Below are 12,558 nucleotides of genomic sequence, written 5' to 3'. Positions count from 1 at the left end.
TGGGTGGTTAACCACGTGACAAGAACTGTCCTTTTCATCGCAATTTTCGGACAGCCTTCGACAGGGTCATCAACGGCATCAAGGCCCTATCCAGCCCGCGTTATCCGGGGCAAAATGACGAAATGAAAAGGCATATTGTGGCTAGTTTCGCAGCGGCAATCATGTCGCTTGGCGGTCTCAGCATGGCAGCTCCAGTCAATGCGGCGCCGGAATCCCCCGGTACGGGGCACATCATCGTCAAGTTCAAGGACGGCACTGCAGCACCCGGCCTGCTGCGTACGCAAGGCCTTGATCAGGGGGAGGCGATCGGAAGCACCGGCGCGGTCCTGGTGGAAACGCCTCGCGGAAAAGAAGCACAACTCGTCGAAGAGCTGAGCAGCAATCCGAACGTTGAATACGCGGAGCCGGATGTGGTTGTTACCGCCGCCAAGGATGACCCTTACTTCGACCGCCAGTACGCGCTCCACAATGCGGGGCAGTCCTTCACCAATACCGCCGGCACAATAACAGTGGCCGCCGGCACCGAGGATGCGGACGTGGACGCCGTCGAAGCGTGGGAAATCACGAAAGGAAACGGCATCAAAGTTGCCGTCATCGATTCAGGGGTGGCCATTGATCATGAGGACATCTCGCACAAGGTGGTGGCCCGGGCCAACTTCAGCGACACGGTGATCGATGAACCTGCGGACTACGACAGGTACGGCCACGGCACCCACGTGGCCGGCATCGTGGCGGCCGAACACAACTCCACCGGTGTGGCCGGGGTGTGCCCGGGCTGCACCATCCTGGACGCCAAGGTCCTCGACGACGGCGGCGCCGGTTCCAGCTCCGCCGTTGCCGCAGGCGTTGACTGGGCTGTGGCGCAGGGCGCCAAAGTCATCAACATGAGCCTCGGCCAGCGTGTCCCGTCCCGCACCCTCGAGGTTGCCATCAAGAACGCCTGGAGCGAGGGCGTGGTGATTGTGGCCGCAGCCGGCAACGCCGGCACCGAGGCCGAGATCTATCCGGCCGCCTATTCGAAGGTCATCGCCGTGGCGGCAACCGACAACAAGGACGCCAAAGCCCCCTTCTCAAGCTACGGAGAGTGGGTGGACGTGGCCGCACCGGGAGTCGACATCTATTCGACGTTCCCCCACCACGAGTTCGTGGCGGGTATCCAGGGCGGGCGGCACAAGGGATATGACCTGGGCAGCGGCACGTCAATGGCCTCGCCGGTGGTTGCCGGTGTTGCAGCGCTGGTGTGGAGCGCCGATGACGATGCCACGAACGAATCAGTCCGGGAAGACCTTGAATCCACCGCCGACCACATCAAAGGCACCGGCACCTACTGGGCGCACGGCCGCATCGACGCGGACAAGGCCGTCAACGGGAAGTGAGCTGCCAAAGTCCCTAGGATTGCAGACCATGGCGTACACACCCGCAGACAGTTTCACGACCCGCCCCACACTTCAGGGCACGTTCGGCATGACAGCCTCCACCCACTGGCTGGCCACCGCCTCAGCGCAGGCGGTGCTGGAGCGCGGCGGCAACGCCTTCGACGCCGCCGTGGCCGGAGCTTTCGTCCTGCACATTGTCGAACCCCACCTGAACGGTCCCGGCGGGGACATGACCGGCGTGTTCGTTACCGCCGGCAACCCCTCAGAACCCGTCGTGCTGATGGGGCAGGGCCCTGCACCGGCCGCCGCAATCCGGGAGCATTACCTGGCCGAAGGGCTGGAACTGGTCCCCGGCGCCGGCGCGCTCGCCGCCGCCGTGCCGGCCGCCGTCGACGCCTGGCTGCTGCTTCTCCGCGACCACGGCACGTGGGAACTGGCTGACGTGCTGGCCTTCGCCATCGGCTACGCCCGGAACGGGCACCCCGTCCTGGACCGCGTGGGCAGCACCATTGCCTCGGTGGCGGAGCTGTTCACCGGGCATTGGCCGACGTCGGCCGGGCTCTGGATGCCGGGCGGGAAAGTTCCAGCCGGGGGAGAGATCGTAAGGAACACCGCGTACGCGGACGTCCTGGAGCGGCTGATCGCGGCGGGCGGGGATGCCGGGGACGACGGCGGCACGCCAGTGCCGCGGGAGGCGCGGATCGACGCCGCCCGGCAGGAATGGCGTGAAGGTTTCGTGGCCAAAGCCGCCGTCGCATTCCTCGCCACGCCACACCGGCACTCCTCCGGGACGGACCACGCAGGGGTCATCACGGAAGCGGACTTCGCCGGGTTCTCCGCCGGCTACGAGCCCGCTGCCACCTTGGAGTTCCGCGGCCACACCATCGCCAAAACCGGGCCGTGGGGGCAGGGGCCTGCCCTGCTCCAGACGCTCGCCATCCTGGACGGGTTCGACGACGACCACCTGGACCCGTCCACCGCCCTCGGAGTGCACACCATCCTGGAGGCGCAGAAGCTGGCCATTGCAGACCGCGAGGCGTACTACGGGGATGCCGCGGTGCCCCTGGACTACCTGCTCAGCCCGGAGTATGCCGCGGAGCGCCGGCAGCTGATCGGGCACCAGGCCTCGCATGAGTTCCGGCCCGGCAGGGTGCCCGGCCACGAACCCTTCCTGCCACCGCTGCGCACGGAGTACCTCCCGCCGTCGCTCGCTGCCCGTGGTGAGGCCGGCTTCGCCGGTGTCGGCGAGCCGACCGTGCGGCCCACCGGGGAGACGCTCGGCGACACCTGCCACATCGACGTGGTGGACCGGTGGGGAAACATGGTCGCGGCAACCCCCTCCGGCGGCTGGCTCCAGTCGTCCCCGGCCATCCCGGAGCTGGGCTTCTGCCTCGGATCCCGGCTCCAGATGACCTGGCTCGAGGACGGTGCCCCGTCAACACTGACACCCGGCAAGCGCCCGCGCACCACCCTGACGCCCACGCTGGTGCTGAAGGACGGCAAGGCGGTAACCGCGCTTGGTTCCCCCGGCGGCGACCAGCAGGACCAGTGGCAGCTGCTGTACCTGCTCCGCACGATCGTGGGCGGCTACGAACCCCAGCAGGCCATCGACGCGCCCGCCTTCCACACCACCTCCATCCCGGGATCCTTCTGGCCACGCACCTGGACGCCTGGCGGGGCCGTTGTTGAGGACCGCATCGGGGACGACGTGATCGCCGACCTTGAAGCACGCGGCCACGAGGTCACCAGGGCAGGGGACTGGTCCCTTGGGCGGCTCTCCGCAGTGATGCGGGATCCCGGGACAGGAGTGTTGAAGGCGGCCGCCAACCCGAGGGGTGCACAAGGCTACGCGGCAGGGCGGTAGCGGGAATCGTGAGCGGCTCCTGGCGGCCCTGTTCGGGACCAGTGGTAAATGGTGTCCTGAATCTCGTGTAGAGTAAATCCTGTTGTTGTGTTTATGCAGTTGGTAGTTCAGGCAGTACGCACGGTCGAAAGTCCGTGTTCTTCTGAAGTAGCGGTTTTGAACACCCCACACCGGAGGGCCCGAAAGTCGGGACTTTCCCTCCACCTTCACGAAGGACAAAAATAATGGCTACTGGTACCGTCAAATGGTTTAACGCTGAAAAGGGCTTCGGCTTCATTTCCCCCGATGACTCCTCACAGGACGTTTTCGCACACTACTCCGCGATCGCTTCCTCCGGCTTCCGCTCACTCGAAGAGAACCAGAAGGTCTCCTTCGAAACCGAGCAGGGCCCCAAGGGTCCCCAGGCCGTAAACATCCAGTCCCTCTAATTCCTTAGAGAAACTGGGGCCTTAGGGTTTCAAAGTTTGAAAGCAAGCCGGTCATTGACCGGCCTGCTTTTGTTTAACCCGATTCTTTAACCCGAGTGTTCCCCGGTGCATCCAGCACCAGTTGCCCACAAGCGGGCCGCTCCGGGAAACCGGCGCGGCCGGCAGTTGTTCAGAGGCTGTTGAAGCCTTTCAGGGTCAGGGCACCGAAACCAGGATGGGCGGGGTGGACATCGGCCCGCCGCACCGCTCCGATCCGCCCACCCTGGTCCACACCAGCTCGTGGTCCTGCTCGGCCAGCACTGTGCCGTCCGCTGCGACGGCCCGGACAGTGACGTCCGACGGCGTGCCAAGATTGAGGGTGAACACCCACGTGTCGCTGTCCTGCTGCTGGCCATGAAACGGGGGAAAGCTCGCGGGAGGCGCCGGCGACGGCTGAATGTCGGGGGAGAAGGTGGGCAATATTGTCCTCTTGGGGACGGGCGTGCCGGGTACCGGCGCGGGCTGCGAACACCCGGTGTCGTCGCAGAGCCGGACCTCACTGACGGCGGCAACGTTGCCTTCGAGATGTACCGTGAGCGTGCTGACATAGCCGACGGCCGGGCAGGCATCCGTTACGCAGCCGGGGACCGGCACCACCCCGACGGTGAAGGCGGCAAACACGCCAAGGATCCCCCAACCCGCTTTCATGCGGCCAGTCTACGTCCCCGGGATTCGGACCGGGCCACCTGGACGCAAGGCATTAGTGTCGGCTAGTGCAGCCCCATCGCGTTCCGGACCTCGTCGAGGATGTGGTGCATTGCCTGCTCGGCAAGCGCAGTATCCCCGCCGGCCACTGCCGCCGCAACATCCTCGTGGGCCTGCAGCGCCTCGTTCCGCGGCTTGAACGGCATGAGCCCCTGCTGGGTCCTGCTGGTCAGCACTTCGGCCACCATGCCTTCCAGGGCGCGGAACATCTCGTTTCCGCAGCTTCGCAGGAGCAATTGGTGGAACTCGATGTCCGCTGCGAGGAACCCCTGCAGGTCGCTGGCCTCACCCAGCCGCCGAAGCTCCACCCCAAGGGCAACCAGCTGCGCCCGTTCAGCGGCACTTGCGCGGCGGGCCGCGCCGGCCGCGGCAATGGGTTCGACGGCGATGCGCAGTTCGGTCAAGCTGCTGTACTGGATCTCACGGCGATCTGACGCCAGCCGCCAGCGCACCAGCTTGGGATCAAAGACGTTCCACACGGAGCGGTCCTGCACCACTATGCCCACCCGCCGGCGCGAATAAACCAGGTTCATCGATTCCAGGACCTTCATGGTGTCCCGCGCTACGGTCCGGGAAATCCCGTACTCCTGCTGGAGCCCTTCAAGAGTGAGCCTGCTGCCGGCAGCCAGGTTCCCGGAGGCAATGGCGACGCCTACCGCCTCCAAAACGCGCTCGTGCATGGCGGGGGAGCCGCCGCCGTCGTGCGCGTCATCCGCGCCCCCTGCTGTCGCCGTCGACATCTTTATCCGCCTCTCTTTGCGCCGCAGCGCCCCTACAGAATAGCGCGGAAACCAGACAAAGGTATGACCTGTAACACCAATAGGTAGTATCTTTCCCCTGAAAGGTGATACCTTATGGCGTAGCCCACTTCCTGGCGGGCCATGCAGCGAGCTTCTTCGAAAGCCAAAGACGTCTTCTCCGGAGGTATGACATGCAGTATCCCCCTACGCATCTTGTAGTCATGGGCGTCGCCGGGTCAGGCAAATCCACCCTGGCGGCGGCCCTCTCCGAACGGCTTGGCTGGGATTTCGCCGAAGCGGACGAGTTCCACCCCGAAGCGAACATCGCCAAGATGACCCAGGGCATCCCGTTGCAGGACGAGGACCGGTGGCCCTGGCTCCAGGAAATCCGGAACTGGATGACCGCGCAGGCCCAGGCCGGGTGCAGCACGGTCCTCACCTGTTCCGCGCTCAAAAAGAGCTACCGGCAACTCCTGTCCGAAGCCGAAGGCAGGGTCCTCTTCCTCCACCTGGACGGCGGCACCGACCTCATCAGCCAGCGCATGCAGGGCCGGGAAGGCCACTTCATGCCGCCCACGCTGCTGCCCAGCCAGCTGGCCACCCTCGAGCCGCTCAGCCAGGAAGAGCTCGACGCCGGCAGCCTCCGACTGGACATCTCACAGACCCCTGAGCAGCTGGTTGCCGCCGTCGTGGAGGCCCTGAAGCTTCCCTCCGGCCAGGCTCCCTGCACGCCCTGACCACCCCCTGATCCCCAACAGATCCTGTTTCAAAGGAGAACCATGACCATCGAAGGATGGACCCAAACACTGGGCGCAGGCCCGCTGCTGCTGATTGCCGCGGCCGCGATCCTCGTCCTGCTGTTCCTGATCATCAAGCTGCGCATGCACGCACTGCTGGCCCTGATCCTGATCAGCCTGGCCACGGCCTTCGCCACCGGCATCCCCGCGAACCAGGTGGTTCCGGTGCTGATCAACGGCTTCGGCACCACCCTGGGAACCGTTGCCCTCCTGGTCGGCCTGGGCGCCATGCTCGGCCGCATCGTGGAAACCAGCGGCGGCGCCAAGGTCCTGGCCGACTACCTGATCGGCGTCTTCGGCGAGAAGCGCGCCCCGTTTGCCCTTGGCCTCGCGTCGCTGATCTTCGGCTTCCCCATCTTCTTCGACGCCGGCCTGGTGGTCATGCTGCCCGTGGTCTTCGCCGTCGCCCACCGCCTGGGCGGGGGAGTGCTGCGGTACGGCCTGCCTGCCGCCGGCGCGTTCTCCGTGATGCACATCTTCCTGCCGCCGCACCCCGGTCCGGTCTCCGCGTCCGCGTTCTTTGATGCCAACATCGGCCTGGTGACTATTGCCGGCCTGATCGTCGCCATCCCCACCTGGTACGTCACGGCCTACCTCTTCGGCCTGTACACCGGCAAGAAGCTGGTCCTGCCCGTGCCGGAGATCCTGGGCCACGCCTCCGCTGAAGCCGAATCACACCCGCCGCGCTTCCGCACGATCGTCGGCCTGCTGCTCCTGCCGCTGGTCCTGATCTTCATGAACACCGGCCTGAACACCCTGGCTTCCTCCGGCGTCCTCCCCGAAGGCGTCAAGGACGAGCAGTGGTACCAGGTCATGCGCACCCTGGGTGAAACCCCGGTTGCCCTGCTGATTGCTGTCCTCGTGGCCATGTTCGTCCTGGGCGCCAAGCGCGGCAAGGACGCCGGCGCTCTCGAGAAGCTCCTCGAGTCCTCCCTGGGCCCGGTCTGCTCCGTCATCCTGATCACCGGTGCCGGCGGCATGTTCGGCGGGGTCCTGCGCACCTCCGGCATTGGCCAGGCGCTGGCCGACGTCCTGGGCGACCTGGGCATCCCGCTGATCCTGGCCGGCTTCCTCATCTCAGCCATCCTGCGCATCGCCCAGGGTTCCGCCACCGTGGCCCTGACCACCACTGCCGGTCTGATCGCCCCGGCTGTTGCCCTGGCCGGACTGAACGGCATGCAGGTTGCCGCGCTGGTTATCGCCGTGGCCGCCGGCTCCGTGGTGGTCTCCCACGTCAACGACTCCGGCTTCTGGCTGGTGGGCCGGTTCTTCGGCATGGACGTCAAGACCACGCTGAAGACCTGGACCGTCATGGAAACCCTGATCGGCGTGATGGGCTTCGCCATCGCGGCCGTGATCTTCCTGCTTGCAGGACTGGCGGGCTAGCTGCCTTCCCAGCCACGCGCACTGAACAACAGCGGCGGGGCGGCCGGCACGAATGCCGGCCGCCCCGCCGTCGTCGTACCTGCGTCAAGTGGGCTCAGCCCGCTGTTGCGGCGCTAGGTGCGTTCGTCGATGTCCTTCTGAACCACCGCGGCGAGTGTCCGGAGGACCTGCCGGTCGGCCTCGGGGAAGGCCCTCGGTTTCTGGTCTATGACGCAAAGCGTCCCGATGTTCCAGCCGCGGGGGCCATGCAGCGGATAGCCGGCATAAAAGCGGATGTAGGGCTCACCGGTGACCAGGGGGTTGGAAGCGAAACGGTCATCGGCAGAAGCATCGTTGATGACCAGCATCGAATTCCGCTCCACAGTTTCCGCGCAGAGTGCAATAAGGCGCGGAGTCTGCTCGCGCAGGGGCCCGACGACTGACTTGAAGTACTGCGCGTCTTCGGCAATCAGGGACAGCGAGGCCGCGCCCACATCAAAGAACTTCCATGCAGCAGTAACAACCCGGTCATAAGTGTCCTCCGGGCCGGTCTCCAGAAGGTCCGTCTCCTGCAGGGATTTCAACCGTTCCTGCTCCGCCCGTTCCGGAGTCAGCAGGAGTTTTCCCGCAGCTCCCAGGGCCGCAAGGGCGTTCTCCGTATTCTTCCGGCGGGCAGTCCGCTGTCCGCCCGTGTGCTGGTCCGGAGGCCGCGTCTGTTCCGCCCTGGGTTCCCCGTCCCTTTTGCCGGCATCACGCCCGCGCTCGATGGCCGGCATGGTCAGGGCCTCATGAAGGTAGGCGTCCAGTTCGAACGCGGAGCAACGGGACCGGCCGAAATAGGATGGCCACAGTTTCTCCGGATCCAGGCCGATCGCGGCAGCGAGTTCCAGCCTCCGCTTCACCTCGTGGTCGATTGCTTCCACCTCCAATGAGGCGCGCTTGTTGGGTCCGCGCACTCTGTAGTTGTAAAAGCCATGTTTATAAGCTTACTTAGTAAATCGGTCCCCGGCTAGCGGAAGCCCCGGGCCGTGCACTGTGGCTCGTGTCCGGCCATGGCTTACGGCCCTCGCGGCAATCAGCCGGGCGTCTGCCGTTTCCCCGCCTTCGGCTCTTTCGCCGGCAGGCCCGCCACGTGCTCATGGGCTTTGCGGATCCAGGCTTTGGCCCGTGCATCGTCCCCGTCGCCTTCCTCGTTCCAGATTTCCGGAAGTCCGGTGTAGTCCCGCATTGGCCGGTCGGCCGGTCCAAACGGCACTGTCCGCTCGCTGCCTTCAAGCTTCTGCTTGTCATCCGGAGACAGCTTGATGCCGATAACAGGCCCGAAGAGCCCCGCGAACATATTGCCGTTGACGAATGCGCCCAGGTTGCCGAACATCGGCTTGACCGCAACGTCCGGGCTGTCCGGCACCAGCGACCTGAAGCGTTCCTTGTCCGCGTCCGACGCTTTGGGCATCTCCATTGCTTCCCCTTGGGCTCGGTTTGATCCGGTTTCCGTGCTGGATGTCTGTGCAGGATATGCCCTGCTGGTTACGGCGGGGAACACCCGGCCGTCCGCCGTCGTTGTGCGGTTAGGCAGCGCGTCCACACGGGCGCCCGGACTTTCCCCAAGCAAAGGACACCCCTTGACTCCTCGCACCATCGTGATCACCGGCGCCAGCGACGGCATCGGAGCAGCAGCCGCGCGGACCCTCGCCAAAGCCGGGGACCAGGTGGTCATTGTGGGCCGCTCCGAGGAAAAGACGCGCGCCATCGCCAAGGAGCTGGACGCCGACTACTTCATCAGCGACTTCTCCGAGCTCGCCCAGGTGCGCACCCTCGCCGCGCAGCTGGAGTCCGACTATCCGCGCATCGACGTCCTGGCCAACAACGCCGGCGGCATCATGGGAAAGCGCACGCTCACCGTTGACGGCAACGAGGCAACATTCCAGATCAACCACCTGGCACCGTTCCTCCTCACCACGCTCCTGAAGGACACGCTGGCGGGCAGCAATGCCAAAGTCATCAATACCTCCAGCGGGGCCAACAGCTTCGGCAAGCTGGACCTGTTCGACCTGAATGCCGAGCACAGCTACTCCACCAACCGCGCCTACGGCACCGGCAAGCTGGCCAACATCCTCTTCACCTCCGAGCTGCACCGCCGCTACGGCGGTCAGGGCATTACGACGGCGGCATTCCACCCGGGCGTGGTCCGCACCAACTTCGCCGCGGAGTCCACCAGCCCGTTCCGGCACGCCTACACAACACTGTTGAACCGCTTCATGCTCACGCCGGACCAGGGCGCAGACACCCTGCTGTGGCTCATCAACGGCACGGCGGGCAAGGACTGGATCTCCGGCGCGTACTACTACAAGCGCGCCCTCGCGAAGGCCAACGCCCAGGCCTACGACGCCGAGCTGGCCCGCGGCCTGTGGGAGAAGAGCGAAGAGCTGGTCAAAGCTGCCTAAACGCCGCCTACCCTTCGCAGCCGACGCCGTCGTTGTCTTTGCCGTCAAGTCCATAGATATCGCTGCCGATGACTCGTACGGGTCCCTGAACGTAGGCGGGTCCGTTGCCGCTTCCGCCGGCGCAGTCCACGTCGGAGGCAATGGGGACACACCCTGAGTAGTTAGGGTCACAGCCCGATGCTGCAGGTGGTGCAGCGGGAGCAACATATTGAGGAGCGGGTGGCGCAGCCGCTTTCGCCGCGGCGTCGGCTGCTGCCTTAGCCGCTGCGGCTTCCTGTGCAGCCTTTGCTTCCGCTGCTCGCGCCTCCTCTGCAGCGGCGGCGTCTGCGGCAGCTTTATCGGCGGCCGCCTTTTCGGCCGCTGCATCTGCAGCTGCCTTATCTGCTGCGGCCTTGGCCGCTGAAGCCACAGCCAGTTTCGCCTTGAGATCCCTGGACTGAGATGCCTGAAGCCAAATCAGCTTGCCCGTCTCGTCGAGAGTGCATATGTAGGTCTCCCCGCCGGAAGCCTTTTGGCTGTCCACTGCGGCGCAGGGAGTTTCCGCAATAGGAGACGGTGTGGGGGTGGGCGTAGCAGTAGAAGTAGCAGAACTTGTGGGGCTGCCTGCGACGACGGCACTTATGGAACTCGGAGACCCGCCACAAGCCGTCAGCAGGAACGCGACGGCAGCAGCCGATGCCACCAGCGTTGTGCTGTTTGAGCCTTTCCGCCGGGAACCTCCTGCGGAAACTGACTCGCCTTTCCTCCGAGCGCGGTGCGGCCGGGAGAGGTTCTTCCTCGTATTCATTTATGCCTCATAAGTTTTGTCAGACGCGAATTGCAAGGCAAGCGTAGCTTTCGTCCACAGGTGCGTGAACAGTCCTTGTGGAGATCTTGCGCCATTCCTAGGAAGACCTTGATGGCGCGGTTTAGAAGGCCCTGCAGACCCTCGCTGCCCCGGCCTGGTCCCCGGGTGCCTATTGAATCGGTGCCCGAAGGCGGGCTCAACCTGTGGCTGCGCAAAGATCGGTCACTTTGCCCTTGCCGGTGAACATGTCACCGACTTCATCCCCATTGGCGTCAAGAATCCAGTTGACGGTTCCGGCGGTGAACTTCCGCCGTCGTACGTCTCATTGCCTTTGCCAGAGCGTAACAGCGTGCAATATAAGCATGGAGTCATGCTTTTGATGACTAAATATTCGGCGGCCGTGCTACTTTCAACACTGCCGCCGTGCACTTCTTCGTTTCCTGAGGACCGGGACCAGGGGACTGCGCGCGCCCCACCGCACTGTTCGACCCATCTTGGAGACGCCCGTGAAACCCTCAGCACCGCTCACGCTGGATGAGCAATCAGCAAGCGTGGCAACGCAACAACAGGAGTCCGGACTCCGCCGGTCGATGGGCCCGCGCCACCTGGTGATGATCGCCATGGGCGGCGTCATCGGCTCCGGCCTGTTCCTCAGCTCCGGCTACACCATCTCTCAGGCCGGCCCGCTCGGCGCCGTGATCGCCTACCTGGTGGGCGCCTTCGTGGTGTACCTGGTGATGGCCTGCCTTGGCGAACTCGCCATCGCCTACCCGGTGTCCGGCGCGTTCCACATCTACGCCGCCCGCTCCATCGGCCCCGCCACCGGATTCGCCACCGCCTGGCTGTACTGGCTGTGCTGGGCGGTGGCCATCGGTTCGGAATTCACCGCCTCAGGCCTGCTCATGCAGCGCTGGTTCCCGGACGTCGACGTCTGGGTCTGGTGCCTGGTCTTCGCCGCGGTCCTTTTCAGCTTCAACGCAGTCTCCTCCAAGTTCTTCGGCGAGTCCGAGTTTTGGTTCGCCATCGTGAAAGTTGCCGCGATCATCGGCCTTATCGTCCTGGGCGGCGCCGCCCTGTTCGGTTTCCGCCCGCTCAGCGGCGGGGGAGAGCACCCATTTCTGTTCGAGAACTTTGCCACCGAGGCCGGCCTGTTCCCCAACGGCTTCACCGGCGTCCTGGTCACGGTCCTCGCCGTCTTCTACGCCTTCTCCGGCTCCGAACTCATCGGCGTTGCCGCAGGCGAAACCAAGGACCCCGCCACCAGCATCCCCAAGGCCATGCGCACCACCGTGATCCGCCTCCTCATCTTCTTCGTCGGGGCCATCGCCGTCATCGCCGCCACCATCCCGTACAACGAGGTGGGCCTGGACGAAAGCCCCTTCGTGACTGTCTTCTCCGCCATCGGCCTGCCGTTCGCCGCCGACATCATGAACTTCGTCATCATCACTGCGCTCCTCTCCGCCGGCAACAGCGGCCTCTTCTCCTGCGCACGCATGCTCTACTCGCTCGCCGACGAAGGACACGCACCGCGCGCCTTCAAGAAGCTGACGCGCCGCGGGATTCCCATGATCGCCCTCTCGGTGAGCATGGTGGGCGGCGTCGCTTCGCTGATCAGCAGCGTGATTGCCCCGGAAACGGTGTACCTGGTCCTGGTGTCCGTCGCAGGCTTCGCCGTGGTGGGGGTGTGGATGTCCATCACCGCTTCCCACTTCTTCCACCGCCGCGCCTTTATCCGCAACGGCGGCGACGTGGCCGCCCTCGCCTACAAGGCCCCTCTGTTCCCACTGGTGCCCATCCTGGCGTTCACCCTCTGCGTCGTCTCCCTCATCGGCATTGCCCTCGACCCCACCCAGGCCGCCGCGCTCTACTTCGGCATCCCCTTTGTGGCCGCCTGCTACATCTGGTTCCACTTCCGGCACGGCCGCAAGGCACTGGCGGCCAAGTAACTGTCCTGCCACGTAACGGAAGCGGACGACGGCGGCAGCCGGGTCAGGTGCGCAGGGCACCTTCCCG

At 65.1% G+C, this 12,558-nt stretch carries 13 protein-coding genes; 8 read left to right on the top strand and 5 right to left on the bottom strand.

Annotated elements, in window-relative coordinates; genetic code table 11:
• The first annotated feature begins 122 nt into the window (after positions 1–122).
• The 3 genes from CXX84_RS03805 (at position 123) to CXX84_RS03795 (ending at position 3,668) form a co-directional block, all read left to right on the top strand.
• Positions 123–1,376, top strand: coding sequence for a S8 family peptidase (locus tag CXX84_RS03805; RefSeq protein ID WP_102975401.1), 1,254 nt, complete (start codon positions 123–125; stop codon positions 1,374–1,376).
• A gap of 28 nt (positions 1,377–1,404) precedes the next feature.
• Positions 1,405–3,240 (top strand): gamma-glutamyltransferase family protein, encoded by a 1,836-nt coding sequence (locus CXX84_RS03800; protein WP_102975400.1) that lies wholly within the window; start codon positions 1,405–1,407, stop codon positions 3,238–3,240.
• 224 nt (positions 3,241–3,464) lie between these two features.
• Positions 3,465–3,668 (top strand): cold-shock protein, encoded by a 204-nt coding sequence (locus tag CXX84_RS03795; RefSeq protein ID WP_066274236.1) that lies wholly within the window; start codon positions 3,465–3,467, stop codon positions 3,666–3,668.
• Between the two features lie 195 nt (positions 3,669–3,863).
• On the opposite strand, the gene CXX84_RS03790 is transcribed toward CXX84_RS03795, so the two are convergent.
• Together CXX84_RS03790 and CXX84_RS03785 are read right to left on the bottom strand one after the other, a co-directional pair.
• A complete protein-coding gene (locus CXX84_RS03790) occupies positions 3,864–4,355 on the bottom strand; it encodes a hypothetical protein (RefSeq protein ID WP_146031820.1) in 492 nt (163 codons plus the stop codon).
• Positions 4,356–4,417: 62 nt separating this feature from the next.
• A complete protein-coding gene (locus CXX84_RS03785; protein WP_102975398.1) occupies positions 4,418–5,152 on the bottom strand; it encodes a FadR/GntR family transcriptional regulator in 735 nt (244 codons plus the stop codon).
• A gap of 191 nt (positions 5,153–5,343) precedes the next feature.
• Between CXX84_RS03785 and CXX84_RS03780 the strand changes: the two genes are divergently transcribed.
• Both CXX84_RS03780 and CXX84_RS03775 read left to right on the top strand, forming a co-directional pair.
• Entirely contained in the window at positions 5,344–5,889 is a 546-nt protein-coding gene (locus CXX84_RS03780; RefSeq protein ID WP_102975397.1) for a gluconokinase, read from the top strand.
• Positions 5,890–5,931: 42 nt separating this feature from the next.
• Positions 5,932–7,335: a GntP family permease gene (locus tag CXX84_RS03775; RefSeq protein ID WP_102975396.1), complete on the top strand. Its 1,404-nt coding sequence runs from the start codon at positions 5,932–5,934 to the stop codon at positions 7,333–7,335.
• A gap of 113 nt (positions 7,336–7,448) precedes the next feature.
• Here the strand turns inward: CXX84_RS03775 and CXX84_RS03770 are convergent, their stop codons facing one another.
• Both CXX84_RS03770 and CXX84_RS03765 read right to left on the bottom strand, forming a co-directional pair.
• The gene (locus tag CXX84_RS03770; protein ID WP_146031819.1) at positions 7,449–8,270 is read right to left on the bottom strand and encodes a GAF domain-containing protein; all 822 of its coding nucleotides are present in this window, start codon (positions 8,268–8,270) and stop codon (positions 7,449–7,451) included.
• Positions 8,271–8,389: 119 nt separating this feature from the next.
• Positions 8,390–8,773 carry a TfoX/Sxy family protein gene (locus CXX84_RS03765; RefSeq protein WP_102975394.1) on the bottom strand — a complete coding sequence of 128 codons (384 nt, stop codon included), beginning with the start codon at positions 8,771–8,773 and terminating at the stop codon, positions 8,390–8,392.
• Between the two features lie 163 nt (positions 8,774–8,936).
• Between CXX84_RS03765 and CXX84_RS03760 the strand changes: the two genes are divergently transcribed.
• Positions 8,937–9,758: an SDR family NAD(P)-dependent oxidoreductase gene (locus CXX84_RS03760; protein WP_102975393.1), complete on the top strand. Its 822-nt coding sequence runs from the start codon at positions 8,937–8,939 to the stop codon at positions 9,756–9,758.
• 7 nt (positions 9,759–9,765) lie between these two features.
• Here CXX84_RS03760 and CXX84_RS03755 read toward each other — a convergent pair whose 3' ends face one another.
• Complete coding sequence (locus CXX84_RS03755) at positions 9,766–10,281, bottom strand: hypothetical protein (protein ID WP_317614931.1); 516 nt, start codon at positions 10,279–10,281, stop codon at positions 9,766–9,768.
• Positions 10,282–10,321: 40 nt separating this feature from the next.
• Here CXX84_RS03755 and CXX84_RS19240 point away from each other — a divergent pair, with 40 nt between their 5' ends.
• Positions 10,322–10,558 (top strand): hypothetical protein, encoded by a 237-nt coding sequence (locus tag CXX84_RS19240; RefSeq protein ID WP_223253000.1) that lies wholly within the window; start codon positions 10,322–10,324, stop codon positions 10,556–10,558.
• 493 nt (positions 10,559–11,051) lie between these two features.
• A complete protein-coding gene (locus CXX84_RS03750) occupies positions 11,052–12,491 on the top strand; it encodes an amino acid permease (RefSeq protein WP_411266187.1) in 1,440 nt (479 codons plus the stop codon).
• Positions 12,492–12,558 lie beyond the last annotated feature (67 nt).

Origin of the sequence: Arthrobacter sp. AFG7.2, assembly GCF_002892835.1 — a bacterium.
Lineage (GTDB): Bacteria > Actinomycetota > Actinomycetes > Actinomycetales > Micrococcaceae > Arthrobacter.
This window is presented reverse-complemented; position numbering and strand designations above follow the sequence as displayed.

Coding starts and splice junctions, on each gene's coding strand:
- CXX84_RS03790 (WP_146031820.1), bottom strand. CDS start 4,355: ATGAAAGCGGGTTGGGGGATCCTTGGCGTGTTTGCCGCCTTCACCGTC.
- CXX84_RS03805 (WP_102975401.1), top strand. CDS start 123: ATGAAAAGGCATATTGTGGCTAGTTTCGCAGCGGCAATCATGTCGCTT.
- CXX84_RS03780 (WP_102975397.1), top strand. CDS start 5,344: ATGCAGTATCCCCCTACGCATCTTGTAGTCATGGGCGTCGCCGGGTCA.
- CXX84_RS03785 (WP_102975398.1), bottom strand. CDS start 5,152: ATGTCGACGGCGACAGCAGGGGGCGCGGATGACGCGCACGACGGCGGC.
- CXX84_RS03800 (WP_102975400.1), top strand. CDS start 1,405: ATGGCGTACACACCCGCAGACAGTTTCACGACCCGCCCCACACTTCAG.
- CXX84_RS03765 (WP_102975394.1), bottom strand. CDS start 8,773: ATGGAGATGCCCAAAGCGTCGGACGCGGACAAGGAACGCTTCAGGTCG.
- CXX84_RS03775 (WP_102975396.1), top strand. CDS start 5,932: ATGACCATCGAAGGATGGACCCAAACACTGGGCGCAGGCCCGCTGCTG.
- CXX84_RS03795 (WP_066274236.1), top strand. CDS start 3,465: ATGGCTACTGGTACCGTCAAATGGTTTAACGCTGAAAAGGGCTTCGGC.